The sequence below is a fragment of the Rhizobium sp. BR 317 genome (assembly GCF_047445835.1).
Lineage (GTDB): Bacteria > Pseudomonadota > Alphaproteobacteria > Rhizobiales > Rhizobiaceae > Rhizobium > Rhizobium paranaense.
The window spans coordinates 1-24,527 of record NZ_JARWLB010000009.1 but is presented as its reverse complement, the minus strand read 5'-3'; the positions used below and the strand labels follow the sequence as shown (position 1 = coordinate 24,527).

Sequence of the window (24,527 nt, the reverse complement as noted above, 5' to 3'; positions counted from 1 at the left end):
GCTAGGCGATCTATCAACTTGTATCCATACCCAGACGTGAGTGCCGCATGGCCAAGCTCAGATATTTCGACGCCAAGAAGCCCGCAGAGCCGGAACCGGAATTGCCGGCAGCCGCGCATAGCGAATTCCTGCGCACCGGCCGCATCACCCGCGACAGGGCGCATTGGCTGGCCGAAGAACGGCGCTATCTCAGTTATGAGGAAGTGGCCGAGCGCACGGCGAATAAGCTGCGGAATGCCGGCGAAAAGACCCATGACCGGCTGAACAGCTTTCACCAATCGATTCGTTTTCCGAAGCTCATCTTCCATCACACACTGAAGGACACGCCGCATCTCGGCTATTGCCATGTCACCGCGGCGCGAACCCAATTCGCGCAGTATGAAGAGGTGAGCTGGGCCTTCTACATCGCCAACTTCTTTGCCCGCATCGGCCAAAACGACAATTTCTTCGAGAATATCAGCCTGAAATATTCACGGATGTATTTTGCCGTCGCCGTCCACCCGGATCAGGAATCGCCGGAAAAGAAACTGACGATCAATCGCGAGATCCGAGGCAACGGCGTACTCTTCCACACGCATGATCCGCAGATCGCCGTTCGCAATGTACTGCTGCTTGGCGCGCGAAACGAACAGCTCCGCGACATCATTCGCCAGCTTTGATCATTGATCCCCAAACTTGAAAAGCATAAGAACGGCCTGAATTGCAACCGGTCAGGCCATGGCGCGACACATAGACATTCTCCAACACCCTGAAACAGCAATAGCGGTGGCGTCGGCAACGCTCGCCGAGGGGCTGCCGATCGGGTTGCCGACCGAGACGGTCTATGGGCTTGCCGCCGATGCCACCAATCCCGCCGCCATCACTCGCATCTACGAGACGAAGGGGCGGCCGCGCTTCAATCCGCTGATCTGCCACATGAGCGATCTCGCCATGGCGGAACGATATGCGATCTTCGACCCGATCTCGCGGAAGCTTGCGGAGGCCTTCTGGCCCGGTCCACTGACCCTGGTGTTGCCGCTGCGGCCGGAAAGCGATATCCATCCGCTGGCAACGGCGGGGCTCGATACCATCGGCATCCGCGTGCCGCAGGGTTTTGCTGGCGATCTGATCCGCGCCTTCGGCCGGCCGCTTGCCGCTCCCAGCGCCAATACGTCCGGCAAGATCAGCGCCACCAGCGCCGATCATGTTCACGACGATCTCGGCGAGCGGATTTCCCTGATCCTCGATGCCGGCGCTTCGATCGTCGGCGTCGAATCGACCATCGTCAAGGTCGAGGACGGAGAGATGCGCCTACTGAGACCCGGCGGCCTGGCGGCGGAAGAGATCGAGCGAGTCGCGGGTCAGCCGCTCCGGCGAAAGAACGGCGCTTCGCCTGCCATTGAGGCCCCGGGTATGCTTGCCTCTCATTATGCGCCGGGCGCCGCTGTGCGGCTGGATGCGACGACTATTTTGCCGGGCGAGGCGCTGATCCGTTTCGGCCGGCCGGACATTGCCGGGGTGGAGAACGCGGCCATGGTGCTTGATCTCAGCCCGTCCGGCGATCTCTCGGAAGCCGCCGCCAATCTGTTCGACTTCATGAAACGCGCCGATGGCAGCGGCGCGGCAACGATCGCCTTTTCCAGCATTCCCGACGAAGGCCTCGGCGAGGCCATCAACGACCGGCTGCGCCGCGCAGCCGCGCCCAGAGAGTAAATCCGGTCAAAGACAAATCGGCAAAGGACACGCTATGAGCAGCTCCGCCCCCTCCCCCGCCCTTCTGGATCGCTTTACCGCGATCGTCGGCGAAAAGCATGCGTTGCGGGAGGAGGCTGACATCGCGCCGCACCTCATCGAAAATCGCGGGCTCTATCATGGCGCATCGCCGCTGCTCGTGAAGCCCGGCTCGGTGGAAGAGGTTTCGGCCATCCTGAAGCTTGCCAGCGAGACCGGCACAGCGATCGTGCCGCAGACCGGCAATACCGGCCTTGTCGGTGGCCAGACGCCGCGCGAAGGCGGCTCCGACATTATCCTCTCGCTGGAGCGCATGAACCGCATCCGCGACATTGATCCGGTCGGCAATACCATGATCGTCGATGGCGGCTGCATTCTGGCCGACGTGCAGAAGGCGGCGGAAGAGCATGGCCGCCTGTTTCCGCTGTCGCTCGGCTCCGAGGGCTCCTGCCGCATCGCTGGCAATCTCTCTACCAATGCCGGCGGCACGGCCGTCCTCGCCTATGGCAATATGCGCCAGCTCTGCCTCGGCCTCGAAGTGGTGCTGCCGACCGGCGAGATCTGGAACGGCCTCCGGCGGCTGAAGAAGGATAATACCGGCTACGATCTGCGCGACCTCTTCATCGGCGCCGAGGGAACCCTCGGCGTCATCACCGGCGCGGTGCTGAAGCTCTTCCCGCAACCACTCGGTCATCAGGTGGCCTTTGCCGGCATTCAGTCCCTCGAGGACGCGCTGACGTTGTTCAAGAATGCTTCCAGTCTCTGCGGACCGGCGCTGACCGGTTTCGAGCTGATGCCGCGCATCGGCGTCGAGTTCACCGTCCGCAATATTCCCGGCGTGCGCGATCCGCTGGAAACAGTGCATCCCTGGTATCTGCTGATCGATATTTCCACATCGGATTCGGCTGAAACCGCCGAGCGGATGATGACGACGCTGCTGGAACAGGGGTACGAGGCCGGCTTGGTTCAGGGCGCGACCATCGCCAGCTCCGAGGCGCAGCAGAAGGCGCTGTGGCACATGCGCGAGAGCATGTCGGACGCGCAGAAGCCGGAGGGCGGCTCGATCAAGCACGATGTGTCCGTCCCGGTCGCGCAGATCCCGAAATTCATGCACGAGGCGGAGACGGCTGTGATGGCGGCCATACCCGGCGCCCGCATCTGCGCCTTTGGCCATATGGGCGACGGCAATATTCACTACAACATCTCGCAGCCTGTCGGAGCGGACAAAGCGGAGTTCATTGGCCGTTGGCACGAGATGAACGAGATCGTGCACGGGCTGGTGCTGCAACATGGCGGCTCGATCTCCGCTGAACATGGCATTGGCCAATTGAAGCGCGACGAACTGGCCTCGATCCGCCCAGAAATCGAGATGGACCTGATGCGTCGGATCAAGATGGCGTTTGATCCGGCGGGGGTTATGAATCCGGGGAAGGTTTTGCGGGTTTAGAAAGAGGGGCTTCCGTCTGAAGATCAGAAAGCTCTGTGTATGCCGAGCCTCTGATACCCCCCTCTGTCACTTTCGTGACATCTCCCCCAAGGGGGAGATTGGCAACTCGCGGCATATATTTGCCTCAGACAAACATCGCATCCGCGGAGACCAAAGCATGATGGCATGGTAAAGCGGTCAGCGCACTCCCAACGATCTCCCCACTTGTGGGGGAGATGTCACGACAGTGACAGAGGGGGGTGGCGGAGGCACGGCATATTCGAAACCCCGCGTCCACCCCCCACTGGATCAATCAAAGTCTTCCTGGCTCGCATTGCCGCCACCATTGCGGTTGCCCGAGATGATCTCACGCTTGCCTACATGGTTCGCCGGGCCGACCAGGCCGTCCTTTTCCATGCGTTCCACCAGGGATGCAGCCCTATTATAGCCGATACCGAGGCGGCGCTGGATGTAGGAGGTCGAGCACTTCTTGTCGCGCATGACGACCTTGATCGCCTGTTCGTAGAGATCGTCGCCGTCTTCCGAAGCGATGGCGCCCTTGTCGAAGACAGCCGTATCTTCTTCCTCGTCTTCTTCATCCTCGTCGGCGGTGACCGTATCGAGATATTCCGGACGGCCCTGCAGCTTCAGATGTGCGACGACCTTCTCGACTTCCTCGTCGGAGACGAAGGGACCGTGAACGCGGGAGATGCGCCCGCCGCCCGCCATATGGAGCATGTCACCCTGGCCGAGGAGCTGTTCGGCGCCCTGCTCACCCAGAATGGTACGGCTGTCGATCTTCGACGTCACCTGGAAGGAGATGCGGGTCGGGAAGTTCGCCTTGATCGTGCCGGTGATGACATCGACGGACGGACGCTGGGTCGCCATGATCAGGTGGATGCCGGCGGCACGCGCCATCTGCGCCAGACGCTGGATCGCCCCTTCGATTTCCTTGCCGGCGACCATCATCAGGTCGGCCATTTCGTCGACGATGACGACGATGTAGGGCATCGGCGTCAGGTCCATTTCCTGCTGTTCTTCGATCGGGGCACCGGTGCCCTTGTCGAAGCCGGTCTGAACCATGAGGTGGATCGTCTCGCCCTTTTCGCGGGCCAAAGCGACACGGCTGTTATAGCCGTCGATGTTGCGGACGCCGAGGCGCGACATCTTCTTGTAGCGATCCTCCATCTCGCGCACCGCCCATTTCAGCGCCATGACGGCCTTCTTGGGATCGGTCACGACCGGGGTGAGCAGATGCGGGATGCCGTCATAGACGGAGAGTTCCAGCATCTTCGGATCGACCATGATCAGGCGGCACTGCTCTGGTGTCATGCGATAGAGCAGCGACAGGATCATGGTGTTGATAGCGACCGATTTACCCGAACCGGTGGTGCCGGCAACGAGCAGATGCGGCATCTTGGCGAGTTCGGCGATGACGGGCTCGCCGCCGATCGTCTTGCCGAGGCCGAGCGCCAGCTTATAGCCGCTCTTCTCGAAATCCGCGGATTCGATCATTTCGCGGAAATAGACGGTCTCGCGGGTGACATTCGGCAGTTCGATACCGATGACGTTGCGGCCGGGAACGACGGCGACGCGGGCTGATAGAGCCGACATGGAACGGGCGATATCGTCGGCGAGATTGATGACGCGCGAGGATTTAACGCCAGGAGCCGGCTCGAATTCGTAGAGCGTCACGACCGGGCCGGGACGAACATGGATGATCTCGCCCTTGACGCCGAAGTCCTCGAGCACGCTTTCGAGAAGACCGGCATTCTGCTCCAGCGTTTCCTGCGTCATGATCACGCCGGTCCGGGCGACCGGCTCCTGCAGCAGTTCGCGAGGCGGCGGTTCATATTCACCCTCACCGCTGGGGGCGATCGGCCGCCACTCCGGAAGAGCCAGGGCGTTAGCCCTGCGCGGTGTAATCTGCGACGGCGGCGGATCGATCAGGCGCTGCTTGGCGGCTTCGACAGCGGGAATAACCGGCTTCGCTTCGACGACAGGAGCGGCGGCAGCCGGTGCCGATGTCCGAACCGGCATCGGCGCGACGACCATGACCGGGGCCGGTTTGGCTTCGGCGACAGCCTCGGGTGCGATGGCGAATACTGCGGTGACGAATGCGGGCGGGATGAACGCAGCGGGTTCAGTCGGCTTTGATTCCACGACGGCCGGCGCGGCAGCTTCGACCGGAGCCGGCGCGAAGGGCGCCAATGCCAAGGCTTCCAGCGCGGCAAGCTCGTCCATCACGAATGTGCCGGCAGGGGCAGGCTCGACAGCCGGAGCAGGCTCGGCGGAGGCAGCGGCCGCTATAGCAGGCGAAACCCCGGTTTCCGGTGATGAGGCCACGGCAGGCGATGGGCGGCGGCATTCGACGACGCGGAATTTTGCGATGATCGATTCGACCCGGGACTGGATCTCCGGAACGACTGCCGGCTGGACCGGCTTGCCTCTGACGGCGGCAAGAAATTCGCTTTCGAAGGGCATGGCATCCCAGAAGGCGAAATCGGAGAGATTGACGAGCCGCGACTCGACCACAGGCGCGGCAACGGATTCTGCAGTTTTCGGCAATGACGGCGAGGCATCCAGCGCGATCGCTGGAGCTTTATGAAATGCGGTAGCGATGACGGTCATCTCCAATGCGTCCGGCTCCATCGCCGGAGATTTCTGAATTACGGTAGGCTTGTAGGTTTCAGCCGCGAACGGCATGTCCTCCCATGGCGGCAGTTGGAAATCGGCCGCCTGCTCCGTCTGTGAATTATCGATCGAGACATGTGATTCGATGATGACCGGCGGCTCAACGACGCGCATGGCGGCGTGGTTCACCGCCGCAGGCGCCAGGACGGGCGCAGGTTCCGCAGGCGGGCGCCGGCTGATGATCTCGGTTTCGCGCGTGCGGGTGAAACGGACGTTCGGTCCCATCAGGAAGGCGTTTTGCCAGCCGGGTGAGGCAAGCTCCTCGGCCGAAATCCCATGCGGCGTAACGGGCATGATGGGGCCGCCTGCCGCCGTGCTGGCTTGCAAGGCTTCGACGACAGGCTTTGGCGCCGCGGCGATCCGCAGGCGTGCCTCTTCGGCGAGCCGCAATTCTTCCTTGCGGCGCTGTTCTTCAGCGCGCTGCTTTGCCTCGCGGGCATTGCGGATCTTTTCTTCCAGGAAAGCGCGGCGAGCGGCGATCTGCTCGGCCCGGCGGGCTTCTTCCGCGACCTGCTCCGGGTCGAGCTCTCCCTCCTGCAGGAAGCCCGTTGCCGCATTCGAAATGTTCGTTCGAGAAAGACGCATGAGACCTGCAACCCAGTCATTGATATTGCCGTTGGCTTCTCAAATCGAATAGGGCAAAGACGGTTAATAAGTTCCTTCCGATTGATGTCGAATGCGCTTATTCCACGTCTCCGGAGCCTGTAGGCGCCTCATGCTGGCACGACTGCAACAGGCGCATCGACGGCTTCGCGCCGCACATTGAAGCGGCGCGAACCAACCATCATTTTTTTCGAAACGGTTCGCTATTTATTGGAAAGCTGGGCGATCGACAGCAGCGTATCGGCGCTGATGCCGACGGTCGAGGAACCCGTTAAGATCGACAGTGCGGGCGATGTCGACGAGGTCGTATTGTTCTGCATGTCGTACATGGCGGAGAACCGCTGCAGAAGCTTGGTGACCTTGTCCGGGTCCTTCAGATCGCTGACATCGATAACTTTGCCCAACACCTTGGCCTGCTGATCGACATCCATCGACGAGATCGAACTCGGCAGGCTGAAGGTCGTCGTGACGACCTGATAGAGCGCGGTGTCGCCCATGATATCGTAGATGGAATTAATGTCCGGCGCCTTGCGCTGGAAATAGAGAGCCAAGCGTACGCCGGGGTTGCTCTCTCCCTGCTGATCCTCGAGGGTTTGATGCAGGAAGAGGTCGTTCGTCTGGTCGATCGCGCCCTGGTTTTGCGTAGTGCCCAGTTTCGAGTCAGTCAGGTTTCCGGCTGTATCGAAGTTGAACGCTTCGACGATGCTCTTGAACTGAGAGCCATCATCCGTGTTGATGAAACTCTTGGAGTTGCTCGGATCGGAAGCGAAAGCCTTCTTCAGCGTCGCGGTGGTGACGCTCTTCGGGTCGATGCCATTGGCAGTCAGGATGAAATTGGTGAGCTTGCTGTCGGCCAGAAGATCGGTGACGCTGGTGACCTTGACGATATTGGTCGCAAAATAGGTGGCGGCATCCTTTGCATCGCTTGCGGCCTTTGTCTCCTGAGCACCCGTCAGCCCTGCAGTCACGCTGCTGGAATATTTGGAGATGTAGCTATTGATCTGTGTCTGGGACAAAGACTGAACGGGCGGCTTCAACTTGCCTTTACTATCGAAATTGAAGGCTTTGGCGAGATTGGTGAAACGCGTGTCCTTGAGCGAGCTGACATAGCTTTTCGAATCGTAGGGATCGCTTTCGAGAATCTTCTTCATCTGCGTCTTCGACATCTCGTCCGAGCTGATACCGTAGGCGCGCAGCGCCATTTGGTAGATCTCGGGAAGATCGTCATTGGACGTGTTGCTGTCGGCGGTGGCGTTGGTTTTGAAGAAGTCGTCGATCGTCTTCACACTGGCGATGCGGGTCTTGTAGTTGCTGACCGCATCGGTGGTCAGTGACGACTGCGACGTCGCGTAATTTTTCATATAGGCGGTCGATGCGGCGGTGATCTCCGCCTGTGACTGCGCCACGTCGCCTGACGCCAGTGTGCCATCCGACTGAAAGTTGAACGCCGCAACAACATTACTCAGGCCGAAAATGGAGGCGGTGGTGGAGTCCGAGAACGCGTTTTTGAATACGACGGCGGGGGTGCTCGCATCGATCCCATAGGCCGTCTTGACGTAATCGAAGAGCCGGGTGTCCGATGTCAGTTCGTCGATCGAGGTGATGGAGCCGATGTGGTCCTTATAATAAAGATCGTTATCCGTGGCGCCGACATCGGTCGTGAATGAGGGAACGGTGGAATTGTAAGCGCTCATGACGTCGGCCGTCTGACCGAGTGTCTGCGGGCCGCCCGGATAATTCGTCGCATAGGCTGACGTCGTCGTGCTGAGCTGGGTGGCGGTCTGCGCCTGCTCGCCGCTAGCGACCGTGCCGTCGGACTGGAAATTGAACTGCGCCAGCACACTGGTCAGCCCGTTGGACTTTGCAACGCTCGCATCCTCGGCCGAGGCATTGAATTGGGCTGCGGTGATGTAGGACGGGATATCGAAGGCCGTTTTGACATAGTCGAACAGCTTGGGATTAGAGGTAAGCTCATCGACGGAGGTGATCGAGCTGATCTGGCTCTGATAGTAGGTCGTGTCGGCGTCCGCGGTCGTCGTCTTCACGCTTCCATCGGCATTGAAATTGAACTCGGCGACGATCGCCTTGTCGGCGGCGCTGCCGTTCTGATTTACGAAGCTGCTGGAATCGCTGAGGTCGCTCGTCAGCATCTGCTTCAGGAATGTGTTCGACACATTCGTCGGATCGATGCCATAGGCCTGCAGCACATAGTTTCTCAAGCGCGTGTTACCCAGGAGATCATCCACGGTCTTAACGTCGCTGATATGCTGGCTGTAATAACTTGTTTCAGTCTCGGCGTTGGTCTCCTCAGTCGTAAACGACTGCTTGTAAAGGCCGACCAGATCGTCTTCCTGTTCACTGGATTGCGCCGAAGAGGAGCTGCTCGTGCCGAAATTGAACGCCGCTGCGAATTCCTTGTAGCGCGAATCCGTCAGCTTGTTTGCGAAACTGCTGGAGTCGCTGAGGTCGCTGGTCAGCACCTGTTTCATAAAGGCCTTGGCATAGGTCATGTCCGAAAGACCGTAGGCTTCCATAGCGTAGCTATAGAGCTGATAGTCGTTCATGAAGTCGTCGACGCTGGTGACCTTGCCAATATTGGCGTTGTAATAATCGATCTCGCGCTTGTTCTCAGGCTGCGTTGCCACCTGTTTGAGCGTCGTCGCCATGCTCCGGGTCGCGATCGAATAGCCAAGATAGGTGGATATCATCAGCGTGAACCCCAATAAGTCTCTAATATATGCAGGCGAATCTATCGGCAATATCGCAGGTAAACCTTACCTGAGACTTACAATACTTCCTCTACCGCCTGCGTCAGATCGGGACACGGACGGCCAGCCAAGCATTCATCTAATAGAAACCCTGCCACATTCGATTTTGCTAACCATTTGAGGACGCAAAGTTTTCTTAACCGCGATTTTTAAGCTGTCTGGAAGGGGGGCCGCCTAATCTGCACCCAACGAGAGGACATGAGGTTCTCCGTAAGAAGACCGGAAAACCGGCTCTCAGGTAAAGCAAGGGTAGAGATTTAGATGACTAATACCGTCCTGAAGCCCGACTGGGCTGGAACCACACTGCGGCTTGATCCGACGCGCTTTCCGCAACAGGTCAGCTATGCCATGCGCGGTACCGCGGGTGATGTCACCATCACGATCGACGAGCGTGGCGCAGTGCTGCGCAAGATATTGCCGTCCAGCGGTCTGCCGCTGTCGGTCGCATTACCAAAGCGTGCCTTCAAGGGCGTCGCCGCCCGTGCCATCGACCATGGCGACGGCGAAGTCACTGTGACACTGGAATTGCATCATGAGGACCCGGATCTCTGCATCCCCCTCCTCGTCGCCCATGATTTGAGCGATATCGCCGCCGACTGGCGCTCATGGTCGGAAGCCTTCCGCATTCCGATGATGATGATCGAAGCCGATGGCGTTGCCCGTCCGCTGGAAGAGCATCTGGGCGGCGTCGCCACCCGTGACCTCCAGCCCCGTCGCCGTCACGCCTATTTCGCCAATCGCCGCCCGCGCTTCCTCGTGCGCCGCACGACCGGCAAGCTCGGCGTTAAGATGAAGATCGAAGGCCGCGAGATCATCGCGCGGAGTTAAAATACCCGAGATCAAAATCGCAGCATATTGCCCATGATCGGCCGCAGGCATTCAGCCATGCGGCCGATATGGCTATTGCTCCAGCGAACGCTCCATAATGATCGTCCGTTCATCCCCGTGGAAGTTATCCCTCACGGCCTGATAGCCCAACTTCGCATAGAAAGCCTGCGCCGTGACGGACGACGGCACGGCAAGGGTCGTGATACCCTTACCACGCGCTATCAACTCTATTTCGGCCATCAGTTGGGTTCCCACTCCCTGTCCCTGCATCGATGGGGATACGAACACGGTGCGGATTACCGCGCCGTCGAGACTGGCAGTGCCTACGACATTTTCGCCGTTCGTCGCCACGCAAACAATCCGGCTTGCCAAGAGCTTTCGCACCGCGGCGGGAGTGAAATTCTGTGCGACGCGGGAGATTATGTCCTGCGAATAATCCTTCGCATTGGTTTCGCGAAGAGCGGACAAGACCACTGCGCTGATGGCCTCCACATCCGCTTCCTGAGCCAATCGGATGCTATATCCCATGCTGAGCACCCACCGCTTATAGCAAAACCGTAACGCGGCCGTCTTTCACATCACGGAACGAGAAATAGAAACGACAGGAAGAGGCCGGCGAAGATGATGAGGCCGACCTTGCCGTTGGATCTGAACAGGATCAGGCATTGTTGCCCATCGTTGATGTCGAGCACGGCAATCTGATAGGCGAACATGCCGCCGGCGACGAGAAGGCCGATATAGGAGAGCCACCCTGCTCCCGCCAGTGCAAAGGACAACAGCAGCAGCAGCAGCGCCGTACCGTAGAGGCCAACCAGCCAGAGGCGCGTCTTGTCGCCGAAGAGCCGGGCGGTGGAGCGCACGCCGATCAGCTCGTCATCCTCCTTGTCCTGATGGGCATAGATCGTGTCATAACCGATCGTCCACAGGATGGCGGCGGCATAAAGTACGATGGGGGCGAGCGACAGGCTGCCGAACAGTCCGGCCCATCCCATCAGCGCACCCCAGGAGAAAGCCAGCCCCAGGAAAAACTGCGGCCAATCGGTAAAGCGCTTGGCAAAGGGATAGAGCGCGACGATGGCGAGCGACAACACGCCGAGAACGACGCTGAACCAATTGAACTGCAGCAGGACCAAAAGGCCGACCAGCGCCTGCAGCGCTATGAAAACCTTCGCCTGCCAGCGCGTGACGCGGCCGGAGGGCAGCGGGCGTGAGCGCGTGCGGGCCACTTCCATGTCGATCTCATGATCGACCAGATCATTATAGGCGCAGCCGGCGCCGCGCATGGCAACGGCGCCGACGAAATAGAGAAAGAGGTGGTAGATCAGCAAAAAGCCGGGCGAGGCCTTGCCCGCCGCCAGGGCGGCATTGGCCGCCAACGTGGCCGACCAGAAGCACGGCCACATCAAAAGCTCCCAGCCGATCGGCCGATCCCAGCGCGCGAGCTGCGCGTAAGGCCAAAGCGCCGGGGGCAGGACGCGGTAAACCCAGTTGCCGGAGGACGCGTCTGCGACGCGCCCATTGATGTCGCCTGTCTTTTGCATAGACGACTAGTAGTGATATCCAGCGCCTGCGGTCAAGCGGCGGGGCTGAAGCCCCGCTCTTTTCAGTTCATCGTGAAGTTGAACTTGTAGCTGGCGGAAACGCCCACCAGCAACTGGTTGCGGTCGCCGCGCTCGCGCACGAGGCTGCTGTCGGCTGCCGGGCCGGTCAGGCGGCTGTATTCGACAAAGGCGCTCGTGGTCCAGTTCTGCGTCGCCTTCCAGGTCAGCGCGCCGCCAGCGCCGACGGACTTTATACCGCCGCCCGGATTGTAGCGGCTGAGGCCGGATGCCGCCGACTCCTTGGCGTTAACGCCGTAATAGGTGTCGAAATAATCGGGGGAAGCGAGCGTCATGCGCGGGCCGCCGGAAAGGCGCAGTTCCGGCGTGATATCGGTGAAGGCGTCGACAGCGGCATCGGCGACAACGCCGCTATGGGCGCGAATACCCTGGCGGACTTCGACGCGGGCACGCAGCCAATCGGTCGGATAGGCTTCGACGAAACCGCCGGCTTCCGCGCCCCACTTGACCTTCTTCAGGCCCTTCAGTTCGTGACCATCGCTGGAATCTCGGCTCGGCACAAATTTGCCGACGATACCGGCCCGGATACCGTCATTGTCGATGAACGCAAAAGAGGGATTGTCGTTGCGGGAGGAAAAACGCGGGCCTGGGCCCTGTTTGCCAACCGAGATCAACGGCGACCATTGCAGCTTGTTGTGTTTGCTACCTTCGAATTTCGGCGCCGTGAAACCGGCTGCACCGACGCTTAGATACCAATCACCCGACCAGAAATGCTGGCCGTCTCCGGCGAAAGCGGCGCCCGCCGAGGCGGAAAACAGGCCGAGGGTGAAAAATAGACGCGATTTCGCAAACACAACGCAACTCCATAATACGCAATACAAAAGGCCATACACACCCTCAGAGTGGCCGCAAATTATCCCGATCACGTTACCGCTCTCTTAACCAAACGCGCCTGAATTCGGGGAATAACGGCGAAACTTTAAGGGCGATTTCTTCGGATTCTAGCCTGCGCCGATGTGTCGCGGTGATTTAATTCCGGCATAGGATACTCAATCATGGGTATTACCTAAGGCATTATTCAGGAATAGACCGGAATGAATACTATCTCTTTGATTTCTCTCAGCGCATTTATCGGTATCGGCATGACGCTTTCAGGCTGCGTTGGCACGCCGCTTGATGGCGCCAAACAAAACCAATACTCCCACAGAGTGATCTCCGGCAAAAAGACCGCTCTTGGCATGGCCGCTTCCGTGAAGCGAGACTGCACGTTCAACTCCTATCCCTATACGGGGATCATTAAGCAACCCAGCCACGGCAAGGTCACTTTCGAACATGGCCCGGTTCGCGTGAAATACGACAAGGACAGCGATGCTTATATCTGCAGCGGCAAACCGGTTGAGGGAACGACGGTCTATTACACGTCCGATCCCGGCTTCACCGGCACGGATCAATTCGGCCTGCGCATGACCGTGTTGTATGCCAATAAAGTCAATGACGAGAATCTGACCGTTCAAGTGGTCAAGTAATACATGCCCGGCAGGGCCGAAATGAATGCGCCGGGTTACGGAAACTCATGGCTCGGCGCAATCTCAAACAGCAGCGGTCGCTTTAGAACGTCACCTTTTCCAGCGGCGCTCTGGTCGCCTCGAATAGTCTGAGTTTCGCTTCCCGCTCGGCGATGTAATTGCGGTTGTCGGGAACAGCGAACTGGTTCTTGGTAATCTGGAGCTGCATGATGAAGAGTTCATCCCAGCGGAAGCCCATTTCCGAGCCGGCCAGATAGAATTCCCACATGCGGAAGAACTTCTCGTCGTAGAGCGCGACAGCCTCCGCCTTGCGCGCCACGAAACGATTGCGCCAGTGCCGCAGCGTATGGGCATAATGCATCGGCAGGACTTCGACATCCTTGACCATAAGCCCGGCCTTTTCCAGCGGCGCCGTTGCCTCTCCAACAGAGGGAATGTAGCCGCCAGGGAAAATGTACTTCTCGATGAAGGCGTTCGTGGCGAAGCTCGGCTTCGGACGGGCGATGGAGTGCAGCACCATGACGCCGTTGTCGTCGAGCAATTCGTGGACCTTGCGGAAGAACTTGCCATAGTCGCCGATGCCGACATGCTCGAACATGCCGACCGAGACGATGCGGTCGAACTTCCTGCCTGTCAGATAGCGGTAGTCCTGAAGCTCGAAGCGCATGCGGTCGGACAGCCCACGCTTGGCGGCGCGGCCGCGCGAAACTTTGAGCTGCTCTTCGCTGAGCGTGATGCCGGTGAAATCGAGGCCGGGATTGGCTTCGGCAAGATACATGCCCATGCCGCCCCAACCGGAGCCGATCTCAAGAACGCGCTGACCTGGCTCGACCAGCAGCTTGGCGGCGATATGGCGCTTCTTGGCCAGTTGCGCTTCGTCCAGACTGATGCCAGGCGGCACGAAATAGGCGCAGGAATACTGCCAGTCATCATCAAGGAAGAGATCGAACAGCTTGGCCGACAGGTCATAGTGATGCGCAACATTGTATCTGTTGCGGTTGATCGGCGAGCGGCTCTTGATCTGCTGCCAGGCAATGCGGCCGATCAGGAGCGCCGCCATGCGCAGGTCAAAAATCTCGTTGGTGGTATTCTGCTTCACGAGCGAGAGGAATTCATAGATATCCCCGTGCTCCAGAATGAAGCGCCCCTCCATGTACATTTCACCGAGCTTCAGGGTCGGATCGCGCGCAACCGCGTCCTCCGCCTGTTGGTCGGCGACGCGGACGGCAACCATTTCGCCGGACCCATCGCCGATCATATGCGTCTCGCCGGACGCGAGTGTAAGTTTCAGAGAGCCTTTACGGACGATTTTTTTGACAATCGAGAAGAGTGCCGACGCCATGGACGCCTCGCCTATGATGACATGACATTAGCGCTGACTTTAACGCGTCACATCAATGTGGCAAGCGCACCTTTTCGCACTCGTTAGCGCTCCGGCAACAACTCTGCCAGAGTGTGACATTCTTGCACTGAGTCTCGCTAAGTCCTTATTTTCGTTTGAGCGCGTCCGCCAGAGCGGCGCCGAAGCTGCCCTGCTGCTCCGGTTTCGGACCACTGTCACGCCTACCGCCTGCGTTGTGCCCGCTATTTTTTTCGCGTGACTGCTGCCCAGGCGTTGCTGCCACGGCGCTGACATCCTTGCGCATGGAGAGGCCGATTCGTTTGCGTTTGACGTCTACCTCCACAACTTTCACTTTCACGACGTCGCCGGCCTTGACCACTTCATGCGGGTCCTTCACGAAGCGGTCGGCGAGCTGCGAGACGTGGACAAGGCCGTCTTGGTGGACGCCGATATCGACGAAGGCGCCGAAGGCAGCGACGTTGGTCACCGTGCCCTCCAGCAGCATGCCGGGCTTGAGATCGCCGATCTCGTTAACCCCTTCGGCAAAGGTCGCGGTCTTGAAGCTCGGGCGCGGATCGCGGCCGGGTTTTTCGAGTTCGGCAAGGATGTCGCGCACTGTCGGCAGGCCGAATTTTTCGTCGATGAACTGGCGCGGATCGACCGCCTTCAGCACGGCGGCATCACCCATCAGGCTGCGCAGATCACGGCCGCAGGCGGCCACGATCCGCTTGGCCACGCCATAGGCTTCCGGATGCACCGATGAGGCGTCGAGCGGCTCCTTGCCATCGGGAATGCGCAGGAAGCCGGCACATTGTTCGAAGGTGCGCTGGCCGAGGCGCGCGACCTTCAGGAGGTCGCGGCGGGTCTCGAAGCGTCCCTCCCCGTCGCGATGCTTAACGATCGCGTCGGCAATCGACGGGCCGAGACCGGAGACGCGCGCAAGCAGCGGCGCCGATGCCGTGTTGAGATCGACACCGACCGCGTTCACCGCATCTTCCACGACCGCATCGAGCGAGCGTGACAGCTTCTGCTGATCGACATCGTGCTGATACTGGCCGACGCCGATCGACTTCGGCTCGATCTTCACGAGTTCCGCCAGCGGATCCTGCAGGCGACGGGCAATGGAGACGGCGCCGCGCAGCGACACGTCGAGACCAGGGAATTCCAGCGCGGCCGTTTCCGAGGCGGAATAGACGGATGCGCCTGCCTCCGAAACAATCACCTTAGTCGGTTTCGGTGCCGGCAGGTCGGCGAGCATATCGGCCACCAGTTTCTCCGTCTCGCGGCTGCCCGTGCCGTTGCCGATGGAAATCAGCTCGACCTTGTGCTTGCGTACGAGTGCAGCCAACGTCGCCTGCGTGCCGCGCACGTCGTTTTTCGGCGGGAAGGGATAGACCGTCGTCGTCTCCAGCAACTTGCCCGTGCCGTCGACTACGGCAACCTTGACGCCGGTGCGGATGCCCGGATCGAGACCCATGGTCGCGCGCGATCCCGCCGGTGCCGCGAGCAAAAGATCCTTCAGATTGCGGGCGAAGACGTGGATGGCCTCCTCTTCGGCGCGTTCGCGCAGCTCTCGCATCAGGTCGAGCGACAGCGACATGGAAAGCTTGACCCGCCAGGTCCAACTCGCGACATCCATCAACCAGCGGTCACCGGGTTTGCTCGTGCCGATCTCGTAAGCCGACACAATCATCCGCTCGACCGGCTTGTTCGGCGAGACGGCATCGACGTCGACCTCGATGGTCAGGGTCAGCACTTCCTCATTCCAGCCGCGCAGCATGGCAAGCGCGCGATGGCCGGGAGCGGTTGCCCAGCGCTCCTGATGTTCGAAATAGTCGGCGAATTTCGCGCCCGCCTCCTGCTTGCCGTCGACGACCCTGGCCTTCAGCACCGCATTCGTTTTCATATAGGTGCGCAGCTTGCCGAGCAGATCGGCATTTTCGGCAATGCCTTCGGCGATGATATCGCGCGCGCCTTCGAGCGCCGTCTTCACATCGGGCACGTCGGCGGTGATGAAACCCTCGGCAAGGACGGCCGGCTCCTTGGAGCGATCGGCAAGGATGGTATCGGCAAGCGGGCCGAGGCCGCGCTCCCTGGCGATTTCGGCGCGGGTGCGACGCTTCGGCTTGTAGGGCAGATAAAGATCTTCCAGCTCTGCCTTGGTGGCGACCACGGCGATCTTGCGCATCAGCTCGTCGGTCATCTTGCCCTGGCCGGTAATCGACTCGACGATCGCCGCACGGCGGGCCTCCAGCTCGCGCAGATAGACGAGGCGCTCCGCCAGCGTGCGCAACTGACCGTCGTCGAGACCGCCGGTCACTTCCTTGCGGTAGCGGGCGATGAATGGCACCGTCGCGCCTTCGTCGAGAAGCTCGATCGCGGCCTTGGCCTGATCCGCACGCGAATTGATCTCAGTGGCGATGGTTGCGGCAAGGGAGCGAATATCGGCGGCCATATGATTCTCTGAACTTGATAGAAGTGCGGGGACCATAGTGCCACAAAAAGGCGTGGCAATGTTGTAGCCTGGGCCTCCACAGGATTTGCCGCTTGACCTTTGGTCCAACGGCCCTTAACCGCGCAAGTGGACCTAAGAGCAGTTCCAGGAAAAGTGTGAAGCGGTTTTTCGTCCGGAATGCGGAAAACAAATGGATAGAGCGGGAAAGCGATTCCGTGAAACGCTGACCACTCTACAGAAGGGCAAGCCATGAAAGTTCTGTTGATCGGATCGGGCGGACGCGAGCATGCGCTGGCCTGGAAGCTGGCGCAATCGCCGCTGATGACGGAATTCTACGCCGCGCCCGGCAATCCCGGCATTGCCGAACATGCGACGCTTGCCGCCATCGATATCGAAGACCACGGCGCGATCGTTGTCTTCTGCAAAGAAAAGGCCATCGACTTCGTCGTCGTCGGCCCGGAAGCGCCGCTGGTCGCCGGGCTCGCCGATCGCTTGCGCGCCGAGGGCATCGCCGTGTTCGGGCCATCGGCTGCAGCCGCGCAGTTGGAAGGCTCCAAAGGGTTCACCAAGGATATCTGCGCTCGCTACGATATCCCGACCGGCGCCTATCAGCGTTTCAACAATGCGCCGAAAGCGAAAGCCTATATTCGCGCGCAGGGCGCCCCGATCGTCGTCAAGGCCGATGGGCTTGCCGCCGGTAAGGGTGTTACCGTCGCCATGACGGTCGAGGAGGCACTCGCCGCTGTCGATGATTGCTTCGAAGGTGCATTTGGCGCGGCCGGCGCCGAAGTCGTGATCGAAGCCTATCTCGATGGCGAAGAGGCGAGCTTCTTCTGCCTTTGCGACGGCAAGCATGCGCTGCCTCTCGCCACCGCCCAGGACCACAAGCGCGTCGGCGACGGCGATACCGGCCCGAACACCGGCGGCATGGGCGCTTATTCCCCAGCTCCGGTCATGACCACAGAGATGGTCGAGCGCACGATGAAGGAAATCATCGAGCCAACAATCCGCGGCATGGCGGAAAGCGGCCATCCCTTCTCGGGCGTCTTCTTCGCCGGGCTGATGATCACCGCCAAGGGACCGGAATTGATCGAATACAATGTCCGCTTCGGTGATCCGGAATGCCAGGTGCTGATGATGCGGCTGAAGAGCGACCTGCTGCCGCTGCTTCTTGCCTGCACCAACGGCACGCTGGATCAGGTCAGTGCCGAGTGGAGCGACGACGTGGCGCTGACTGTGGTCATGGCCTCGAAAGGCTATCCCGGCTCCTATGCAAAGAATACGCCGATATCAGCCCTGCCCGCCGACAGCGACGGCGCCAAGGTGTTTCATGCCGGCACAGCGCTGCAGGATGGCGCGCTGGTCGCGACCGGCGGGCGGGTGCTGAATGTCACCGCGACCGGCAAGACCGTCGGCGAGGCGCAAAAGCGTGCCTATGCCCTTGCTGCCGAGGTGCAATGGCCGAATGGCTTTAACCGCACCGATATCGGCTGGCGCGCAATCGGACGCGAAAAGATTTGAAGTAAAAACCGCTCGTCTGTCCCGATTTCTGCGGTTCCGCTAAACTTTTAGCAAATCTTCTGACGGGATGGAAACAAAGGAACACTAATCTCTCCATCATGTAAGACGGAGTGGTTTTTTATGCGTCTCTTGTTCCTGACTTTGGCATCTGTGCTGGCCGCCGGCTCGGCCATGGCGTCGTCGATCCAGCCCATCGACAGCAAGACGGAAACTGACGGCGACAGCATCATCCAGCAGGTTTGCACGGATTGCCCGGCGCTTAAGCCGCAAACGGTCAAAAAGGATTATGTGGTGCCGGACCTGACGCCGGGCACACAGTCCATCGTCGTGCGCGATATCGATGGCCAGAAGAAGGTGGTGCGCACCGAAGCCTGGATGGGCGGCTCGCCGGTCGTCTTCATCTCCAAGCCGACGCCCGAGGCTCTCCAAGCTGCCGGCATTTCGAACGACGGCATCGACCTCACAGCAAAAACGGCTGCCCTGCCCGAATCCGCCAAGACGAAGGCACCCGTGCCGCTCGATGTCTCCGGCTTTGAACTTCGCCAGTAACAATAGCCGTTCGACCCTGTTCCCTGCCCCGCCCGGCCAAAGTTTCGGTCGACGGGGTCTGCCGCGAGGCGGACCAATGCGCCCCTGAAGAGAAGCAGGGGCGCATTCGTTTTGTATAGCAAAGCATAAAACTTTGCCGCCAATTCTGGATAAACTTGAAAGCCAGTTAGTATTATTTATTGCGATGCAACTAAGCGCTTGATTAAATCCGCTTAAATTCTGATCGCGCGGTTTGATTAAAACTTTCTTAGACATAAAGCGCGACTTTGCTTGCACCGGACAGCAGCATGTCATTTCGAGCAGCGGCAAGCGTATTGGGGGTCTCCCAGGCGATCGCACAGGCGGTAGAATACCGCGCCGGTATTCACCGTACCCTGTTGCGAGGCATTATGAAGAATCTCAAGATCGCCCATCAACTCTTCGCGCTTCTGGGCGTGCTTATGGCCGCTTTTGCCGTGGCGACCTATTTCCAGATCCGGTCGCAGGCAGACTCCATCTATGACGACCGTTTCGACATGCTCCGCACGCAGGTCGAGTCCGGTATTTCGGTGCTGAATCAATATTATCAGCGCGAAAAATCCGGTGAGATGACGCATGAGGCCGCCCAGGCCGAGGCCTTCAAGATCCTCTCGCATGTCAGCTTCCAGCCGTCGGGCTATCTCTTCGGCTTTGACTACAGCGCCATTATGCGCATTCATCCGAACCCGGCCAATGTCGGCAAGGACATGTCCGGCCAGGTCGACAAGAACGGCACACATTTCAGCAAGGAAATGGTCGAAAAGGGCATCAAGGGCGGCGGCCGTACAGTCTACTACTGGGGCAAGCCCGGCCATCCCGACGGCGAGCTTTTCCTGAAGGGCAGCTATTCACTAGCCTTTGAACCCTGGCAGATCGTTCTCGGCTGCGGCGTCTACCTGGACGACCTCGAGGTCCAGATTCGCGCAACCATGTGGAATGCGCTGCTGATCTGCGGCATCGTCTTCCTGGTCGGCATCGGTTCTGCCCTCTATTTCATCCGTGGCATCACCAAGCCGCTCGCCGACGTCCATACCGCCCTCAAGGCGGTGGCCGATGATGACGTGAAGATCGTCATTCCGCATGCCGATATGCGTAACGAAATCGGCCTGATGGCCAAGGCCACCCTGGCGCTGCAGGAGAAGGTCCGCGAACGCCATGCGCTGGCGGATCGTCAGGCCGCACAAGAGCTGGAAATCAGCAATGAGCGCGAACAGAACCTTCGCCAGCAGCAAGACGAAGCGCATGAGCAGGCGCGTGTCGTTTCCACCATCGGCCGGGCGCTCGAAGCGCTGGCCGCGGGCGATCTGACCGTACGCTGCGGCGATATCGGCATCGGCTATGCCGGCCTGCGCAACAACTTCAACGAGGCGCTGTCGCATCTGGAAGCCGCCATGGGCCGGGTCAATGCCAAGGGCAATGACATCGGCGTTTCCAAGGAAGAGATCCGCCGCGCCTCCAACGAGCTGTCGCAGCGCACCGAACGCCAGGCCGCCAGCCTCGAGGAAACCTCGGCGGCGCTGGACGAATTGACCGTCGCCGTGCGCCAGACCGCCGAAGGCGCCCATGAGGCCAGCAAGCGCGTGCATGCCGTCTCGACCGAAGCCTCGCGCAGCGACGCCGTCGTCGCCCAGGCGATCGATGCGATGAGCGGCATCGAAAAGTCATCGGAAGAGATCAGCAAGATCATCGGCGTCATCGACGAGATCGCCTTCCAGACCAACCTTCTGGCGCTGAATGCCGGCGTCGAGGCCGCGCGTGCCGGCGAATCCGGCAAGGGTTTTGCCGTCGTTGCCCAGGAAGTGCGCGAACTGGCGCAGCGTTCTGCCGCCGCCGCCAAGGAGATCAAGGACCAGATCGCCCGCTCCTCCGGCCAGGTCGACCAGGGTGTCCGCCTTGTCGGCGAGGCCGGCGAAGCGCTGAAGCGCATCTCCGACCAGATCAAGGCGGCCAACGAGATCGTCTCGAAGATCGCCCACAGCGCCTCCGAACAGGATACGACGCTGCGCTCGATCTCGTCTTCGATGAACCAGCTCGACGCCGCCACGCAGCAGAATGCCGCCATGGCCGAAGAGACGACGGCATCGGCCGAAACGCTCGCTGCCGACACCGAAGATCTGCTCGGGCTCATCCGCGGCTTCCGCGTCAATGACGGCCGTCCGGCCACACAGAACCGCCGCGCCGCTTAAGGCGGCAAGACAACGGTTATCTCAAACCGCCGGGCGCAAACCCGGCGGTTTTTCTTTGTTGGCTATGAATGGTTGCCTCAGTCGGCCGTCGCCAGCCGCTCGACCAGCCTGTCGATCTCGCTGTCAGAATAGACTTCGATGCCCGCCTGCTTCAGCAGAGCCGCCGTGACGCCATGACCCGCATGCCGGTCGCCGGAGAATGCGCCATCATAGATGAAGCCCGAACCGCAGGATGGGCTTCCGTCGATCAGTAAAGCGTAGCGACAGCCGGTTTCCCGCGCGAGCGCCAGTGCATTTTCGGCGGCCTGGAGAAATCCCTGCGTGACATCGCCGCCGGTGATCTCCATCACGCTTGCGCGGCCGGCAAGCACGTCCTCGCCGGTGGCGCCATCGGCAATTTCGGCCGGCGGTCGCGGTACCACCATGCCAGCGGACATTTCCGGACAGATCGTCACCAGCCTGCCCTCCTCGCGCCAGCGATCGATGGCCGGATGGAGAAGCGGCTTGGAACGGCCGTCATAGCGGACGGCATGGCCCATGAGACAGGCGCTGACGAGAATTTTTCCAGTCATCGCGCCCTCGCCTTACCCCGCGATCTTCGAGAAGTCCGCGACCGTTCCCGTCGCCTCGCGGATCAGCCGCAACAGCGCCAGACGATTGGCGCGGATGGCGGCGTCTTCATCGTTGACGAGCACGTCTTCGAAGAAGCGGTCAACAGGCGCGCGCAGCTTGGAAAGTGCTGCCATGGCCGAGCGGAAATCTTCCTTGGCGATCGCATCGGAAGCCTCGGCGGAGGCTTTGGTGATGGCGGCAAAGAGGTCCTTTTCCGCATCGAGCTTCAAGAGGTTTTCGGAGACGCCATCGGCAACGACGGTGCCCTTCTTCTCCTCGGCAGCGAGAAGCTGCGTGGCGCGCTTGGTGCCTGCAAGCAGGTTCTTGCCGTCTTCCGAGGTGATAAAAGCGGTGAGCGCTTCGACACGGCGAGCGACCATCAGGAGGTCGTCGGCTTCCGGCGTCAGCACGGAGTCAATGAGGTCGTAACGAGCGCCCTGATCGCGGAGATAGACCTTGAGGCGATCGTGGAAGAAGGCGAGGAGATCGACGTCCTTTGTCGTCGCCAGAAGCGGTAGGCGTACCTTGCGTTCCAGCAAAATCCTCACCACGCCCAAAGCCGCGCGGCGCAGCGCAAACGGGTCCTTCGAACCCGTCGGCTTTTCATCGATCGCCCAGAAGCCGATTAGCGTGTCCAGCTTGTCGGCGAGAGCGACCGTGATCGCCACCTTATCCTCCGGCACGCGATCGGATGGGCCCTGCGGCTTGTAGTGGTCTTCGATCGCAGCAGCGACGGACGCGTCTTCGCCCTGCAGCGCTGCATATTTGCGGCCCATGAGGCCCTGAAGCTCGGGGAATTCGCCAACGGCTTCGGTGCGCAGATCGGCCTTGGCGAGGATCGCGGCGCGATCGACCTTGGCCGGATCGGCGCCGGTAATTTTCGCAAGCTCGGATGCCAACGCACGAATGCGGGCAACACGTTCGCCCTGGCTGCCGAGTTTGGCATGGAAGGTGACGTTCAGCGCGTCGAGCTTCGCCATGCGCTGGTCGAGCGGCTTTTTCAGATCGAGGCCGAATTTGACCGCGGAGGCTTCCAGCGTTTCGAGATCCGGCAGGTCACCCTGGTCGCGCTTCCAGAAATGCAGTGCGTCGGAAAGGCGGGCGCGCACGACCTTGCCATTGCCGTGGATGATCTCCTTGCCGCCATCCGTCGCCTGGATATTGGAGACGAGGATGAAACGGTTGGACAGCGTCTCGCCGACCTGCGGTCGGGTGACGAAGCACTTCTGGTTGGTCTTGATCGTGAGACGGATGATTTCTGAGGGGATCGACAGGTAATCCTCCTCGAAGGAGCCCATCAGCACCTGCGGCCATTCCACGAGGCCGGAAACCTCTTCCAGCAGGCCCTCGTCCTCGACAAGCTCCAGGCCATTGGCAAAGGCGACATCACGGGCATCGTGCAGAATGATGTCCTTGCGGCGCTCGGCATCGAGAATGACCTTCGCCTTCTCCAGGCTGGAGACGTAGTCATCGAAACGCTTGACGGTGATCGCCTGCGGCGCATGGAAACGGTGGCCGTAGGTCACATTCGAAGCGATGATACCGTCGATCTCGAAGGGGATGACTGCGGTTTCTTCATGCTCGGTGCCGAAGAGACAGACGATCGACTGCAGCGGGCGCACCCAGCGCAGCGAGCCGGGCTTGGCCGACGCCTTGCCCCAGCGCATCGACTTCGGCCAGGGGAAATCGCGGATGATACCGGGCATGACGTCGGCGACGATCTCCTCGGCGGCGCGGCCGGGCTTGGAAATGACCGCAACGTAGAAATCGCCCTTCTTCGGGTCGCTACTTACCTGCGCTTCCGAAATGGAAGACAGGCCGGCGCCGCGCAGAAAGCCCTCGATCGCCTTTTCATTGGCATCCGTGCGCGGTCCCTTGCGCTCCTCGCGCACATCAGCCGAGCGCGCCGTCAGGCCGCGAATGTCAAGCGTCAGCCGCCGCGGCGTCCAATATTCGCGCGCACCCTCATAGGACAAACCCGCTTCGACCAGCGCGTCGGTGACGAGCTTCTTCAGGTCGCCGGCAGCCTTGCGCTGCATACGGGCAGGAATTTCCTCGGAGCGGAGTTCGAGAAGGAGATCGGGCATGTCAAGGTTCCTCACCCTCCCCTTGAGAGAGAGGGTCGGCACGGCGTGCCGGAGTGGGGTGAAAATGGTCGGCCTCTGCTAGCAAAATTTGTCGCTGCTGCACAATGGCAAATATCGTGTCCAGAACAGCCTCGATCTCATCCATGACTTCAGCATTCCAGAATCGGATGACATGATAGCCTTGGCTTTCAAGATATGCCGTTCGCTGAGCATCATAACGTCTTGCCGCATCTTCTGCATGCTGGCTGCCGTCAAGCTCGATAATCAAACCTATCTGATGACAGGCGAAATCAGCAAAATAACGCCCAATTGGAACCTGCCGCCGAAAATGCGTGCCTTCAATGGGGATGCGCCACAAATGCTTCCAGAGCTTGGTTTCCGCATCAGTCGAACCTGCGCGCAAGCACCGGCTATTGGCAACTTTAAAGCGATCCAGTTTGGAGGGCTTTTTGGGCACGGGATCTCCGATCTGCTGAAATACCGAAACTAATACATCGCGACAGACACCCTCCCCTTGAGGGGGAGGGTCGGCCGCAGGCCGGGGTGGGGTGATCGCGGCTAGCTCCGCAGCCAAGCAATTGTCACCCCCACCCGCCGCTTCGCGGCGACCTCCCCCCTCAAGGGGGAGGTGATCAACTACCAC

At 60.3% G+C, this 24,527-nt stretch carries 18 protein-coding genes; 8 read left to right on the top strand and 10 right to left on the bottom strand.

Annotation, left to right across the window (positions count from 1 at the left end):
* The first annotated feature begins 47 nt into the window (after positions 1 to 47).
* The 3 genes from QD357_RS15755 to QD357_RS15745 are packed head-to-tail and all read left to right on the top strand — an operon-like array spanning position 48 to position 3,157.
* The gene (locus QD357_RS15755; protein WP_107107203.1) at positions 48 to 659 is read left to right on the top strand and encodes a DUF6656 family protein; all 612 of its coding nucleotides are present in this window, start codon (positions 48 to 50) and stop codon (positions 657 to 659) included.
* Between the two features lie 58 nt (positions 660 to 717).
* Entirely contained in the window at positions 718 to 1,692 is a 975-nt protein-coding gene (locus QD357_RS15750; protein ID WP_107107202.1) for an L-threonylcarbamoyladenylate synthase, read from the top strand.
* Positions 1,693 to 1,726: 34 nt separating this feature from the next.
* Positions 1,727 to 3,157 (top strand): FAD-binding oxidoreductase, encoded by a 1,431-nt coding sequence (locus QD357_RS15745; RefSeq protein ID WP_107107201.1) that lies wholly within the window; start codon positions 1,727 to 1,729, stop codon positions 3,155 to 3,157.
* 288 nt (positions 3,158 to 3,445) lie between these two features.
* Here QD357_RS15745 and QD357_RS15740 read toward each other — a convergent pair whose 3' ends face one another.
* Together QD357_RS15740 and QD357_RS15735 are read right to left on the bottom strand one after the other, a co-directional pair.
* Entirely contained in the window at positions 3,446 to 6,415 is a 2,970-nt protein-coding gene (locus QD357_RS15740) for a DNA translocase FtsK (RefSeq protein ID WP_414124597.1), read from the bottom strand.
* Between the two features lie 221 nt (positions 6,416 to 6,636).
* Positions 6,637 to 9,141 carry a DUF1217 domain-containing protein gene (locus QD357_RS15735; protein ID WP_107107253.1) on the bottom strand — a complete coding sequence of 835 codons (2,505 nt, stop codon included), beginning with the start codon at positions 9,139 to 9,141 and terminating at the stop codon, positions 6,637 to 6,639.
* A gap of 321 nt (positions 9,142 to 9,462) precedes the next feature.
* Here QD357_RS15735 and QD357_RS15730 point away from each other — a divergent pair, with 321 nt between their 5' ends.
* Positions 9,463 to 10,029 carry a DUF6101 family protein gene (locus QD357_RS15730; RefSeq protein ID WP_107107199.1) on the top strand — a complete coding sequence of 189 codons (567 nt, stop codon included), beginning with the start codon at positions 9,463 to 9,465 and terminating at the stop codon, positions 10,027 to 10,029.
* Positions 10,030 to 10,101: 72 nt separating this feature from the next.
* Here the strand turns inward: QD357_RS15730 and QD357_RS15725 are convergent, their stop codons facing one another.
* From QD357_RS15725 to QD357_RS15715, 3 genes are all read right to left on the bottom strand, one after another.
* On the bottom strand, positions 10,102 to 10,557 hold the full coding sequence (locus tag QD357_RS15725; protein WP_107107252.1) for a GNAT family N-acetyltransferase: 456 nt from the start codon (positions 10,555 to 10,557) through the stop codon (positions 10,102 to 10,104).
* Between the two features lie 50 nt (positions 10,558 to 10,607).
* Positions 10,608 to 11,570 carry a 4-hydroxybenzoate octaprenyltransferase gene (ubiA, locus tag QD357_RS15720; protein WP_107107198.1) on the bottom strand — a complete coding sequence of 321 codons (963 nt, stop codon included), beginning with the start codon at positions 11,568 to 11,570 and terminating at the stop codon, positions 10,608 to 10,610.
* A 62-nt stretch (positions 11,571 to 11,632) separates the two neighbouring features.
* Positions 11,633 to 12,406 (bottom strand): MipA/OmpV family protein, encoded by a 774-nt coding sequence (locus tag QD357_RS15715; RefSeq protein WP_246451057.1) that lies wholly within the window; start codon positions 12,404 to 12,406, stop codon positions 11,633 to 11,635.
* 276 nt (positions 12,407 to 12,682) lie between these two features.
* Here QD357_RS15715 and QD357_RS15710 point away from each other — a divergent pair, with 276 nt between their 5' ends.
* Positions 12,683 to 13,114, top strand: a complete 432-nt coding sequence (locus QD357_RS15710; RefSeq protein WP_107107196.1) for a hypothetical protein — start codon at positions 12,683 to 12,685, stop codon at positions 13,112 to 13,114.
* An 82-nt stretch (positions 13,115 to 13,196) separates the two neighbouring features.
* Here the strand turns inward: QD357_RS15710 and QD357_RS15705 are convergent, their stop codons facing one another.
* Both QD357_RS15705 and QD357_RS15700 read right to left on the bottom strand, forming a co-directional pair.
* The gene (locus QD357_RS15705; RefSeq protein WP_107107195.1) at positions 13,197 to 14,456 is read right to left on the bottom strand and encodes an SAM-dependent methyltransferase; all 1,260 of its coding nucleotides are present in this window, start codon (positions 14,454 to 14,456) and stop codon (positions 13,197 to 13,199) included.
* Between the two features lie 145 nt (positions 14,457 to 14,601).
* On the bottom strand, positions 14,602 to 16,911 hold the full coding sequence (locus QD357_RS15700) for a Tex family protein (protein WP_107107194.1): 2,310 nt from the start codon (positions 16,909 to 16,911) through the stop codon (positions 14,602 to 14,604).
* Between the two features lie 249 nt (positions 16,912 to 17,160).
* Between QD357_RS15700 and purD the strand changes: the two genes are divergently transcribed.
* The 3 genes from purD to QD357_RS15685 all read left to right on the top strand — a co-directional run bounded on the left by purD (position 17,161) and on the right by QD357_RS15685 (position 21,185).
* The gene (gene purD, locus QD357_RS15695) at positions 17,161 to 18,432 is read left to right on the top strand and encodes a phosphoribosylamine--glycine ligase (RefSeq protein WP_107107193.1); all 1,272 of its coding nucleotides are present in this window, start codon (positions 17,161 to 17,163) and stop codon (positions 18,430 to 18,432) included.
* A 120-nt stretch (positions 18,433 to 18,552) separates the two neighbouring features.
* Entirely contained in the window at positions 18,553 to 18,981 is a 429-nt protein-coding gene (locus QD357_RS15690) for a plant virulence effector HPE1-like domain-containing protein (RefSeq protein ID WP_107107192.1), read from the top strand.
* A gap of 389 nt (positions 18,982 to 19,370) precedes the next feature.
* Positions 19,371 to 21,185: a methyl-accepting chemotaxis protein gene (locus QD357_RS15685; RefSeq protein ID WP_107107191.1), complete on the top strand. Its 1,815-nt coding sequence runs from the start codon at positions 19,371 to 19,373 to the stop codon at positions 21,183 to 21,185.
* A gap of 77 nt (positions 21,186 to 21,262) precedes the next feature.
* On the opposite strand, the gene QD357_RS15680 is transcribed toward QD357_RS15685, so the two are convergent.
* The 3 genes from QD357_RS15680 to QD357_RS15670 form a co-directional block, all read right to left on the bottom strand.
* Entirely contained in the window at positions 21,263 to 21,757 is a 495-nt protein-coding gene (locus tag QD357_RS15680; RefSeq protein ID WP_107107190.1) for a DUF523 domain-containing protein, read from the bottom strand.
* 12 nt (positions 21,758 to 21,769) lie between these two features.
* A complete protein-coding gene (gene glyS / locus QD357_RS15675) occupies positions 21,770 to 23,884 on the bottom strand; it encodes a glycine--tRNA ligase subunit beta (RefSeq protein ID WP_107107189.1) in 2,115 nt (704 codons plus the stop codon).
* Between the two features lies 1 nt (position 23,885).
* Positions 23,886 to 24,527, bottom strand: a 642-nt coding sequence (locus tag QD357_RS15670; protein WP_414124596.1) for an endonuclease domain-containing protein, incomplete at its 5' end; no start/stop codon positions are given.

What these genes read in the sequence shown, in the direction of transcription:
- QD357_RS15700 (WP_107107194.1), bottom strand. Translation starts at nt 16,911, where the DNA reads ATGGCCGCCGATATTCGCTCCCTTGCCGCAACCATCGCCACTGAGATC.
- QD357_RS15745 (WP_107107201.1), top strand. Translation starts at nt 1,727, where the DNA reads ATGAGCAGCTCCGCCCCCTCCCCCGCCCTTCTGGATCGCTTTACCGCG.
- QD357_RS15710 (WP_107107196.1), top strand. Translation starts at nt 12,683, where the DNA reads ATGAATACTATCTCTTTGATTTCTCTCAGCGCATTTATCGGTATCGGC.
- QD357_RS15725 (WP_107107252.1), bottom strand. Translation starts at nt 10,557, where the DNA reads ATGGGATATAGCATCCGATTGGCTCAGGAAGCGGATGTGGAGGCCATC.
- QD357_RS15730 (WP_107107199.1), top strand. Translation starts at nt 9,463, where the DNA reads ATGACTAATACCGTCCTGAAGCCCGACTGGGCTGGAACCACACTGCGG.
- QD357_RS15685 (WP_107107191.1), top strand. Translation starts at nt 19,371, where the DNA reads ATGAAGAATCTCAAGATCGCCCATCAACTCTTCGCGCTTCTGGGCGTG.
- QD357_RS15680 (WP_107107190.1), bottom strand. Translation starts at nt 21,757, where the DNA reads ATGACTGGAAAAATTCTCGTCAGCGCCTGTCTCATGGGCCATGCCGTC.
- ubiA (WP_107107198.1), bottom strand. Translation starts at nt 11,570, where the DNA reads ATGCAAAAGACAGGCGACATCAATGGGCGCGTCGCAGACGCGTCCTCC.
- QD357_RS15735 (WP_107107253.1), bottom strand. Translation starts at nt 9,141, where the DNA reads ATGATATCCACCTATCTTGGCTATTCGATCGCGACCCGGAGCATGGCG.
- QD357_RS15705 (WP_107107195.1), bottom strand. Translation starts at nt 14,456, where the DNA reads ATGGCGTCGGCACTCTTCTCGATTGTCAAAAAAATCGTCCGTAAAGGC.
- QD357_RS15750 (WP_107107202.1), top strand. Translation starts at nt 718, where the DNA reads ATGGCGCGACACATAGACATTCTCCAACACCCTGAAACAGCAATAGCG.
- purD (WP_107107193.1), top strand. Translation starts at nt 17,161, where the DNA reads ATGAAAGTTCTGTTGATCGGATCGGGCGGACGCGAGCATGCGCTGGCC.
- glyS (WP_107107189.1), bottom strand. Translation starts at nt 23,884, where the DNA reads ATGCCCGATCTCCTTCTCGAACTCCGCTCCGAGGAAATTCCTGCCCGT.
- QD357_RS15740 (WP_414124597.1), bottom strand. Translation starts at nt 6,415, where the DNA reads ATGCGTCTTTCTCGAACGAACATTTCGAATGCGGCAACGGGCTTCCTG.
- QD357_RS15690 (WP_107107192.1), top strand. Translation starts at nt 18,553, where the DNA reads ATGCGTCTCTTGTTCCTGACTTTGGCATCTGTGCTGGCCGCCGGCTCG.
- QD357_RS15755 (WP_107107203.1), top strand. Translation starts at nt 48, where the DNA reads ATGGCCAAGCTCAGATATTTCGACGCCAAGAAGCCCGCAGAGCCGGAA.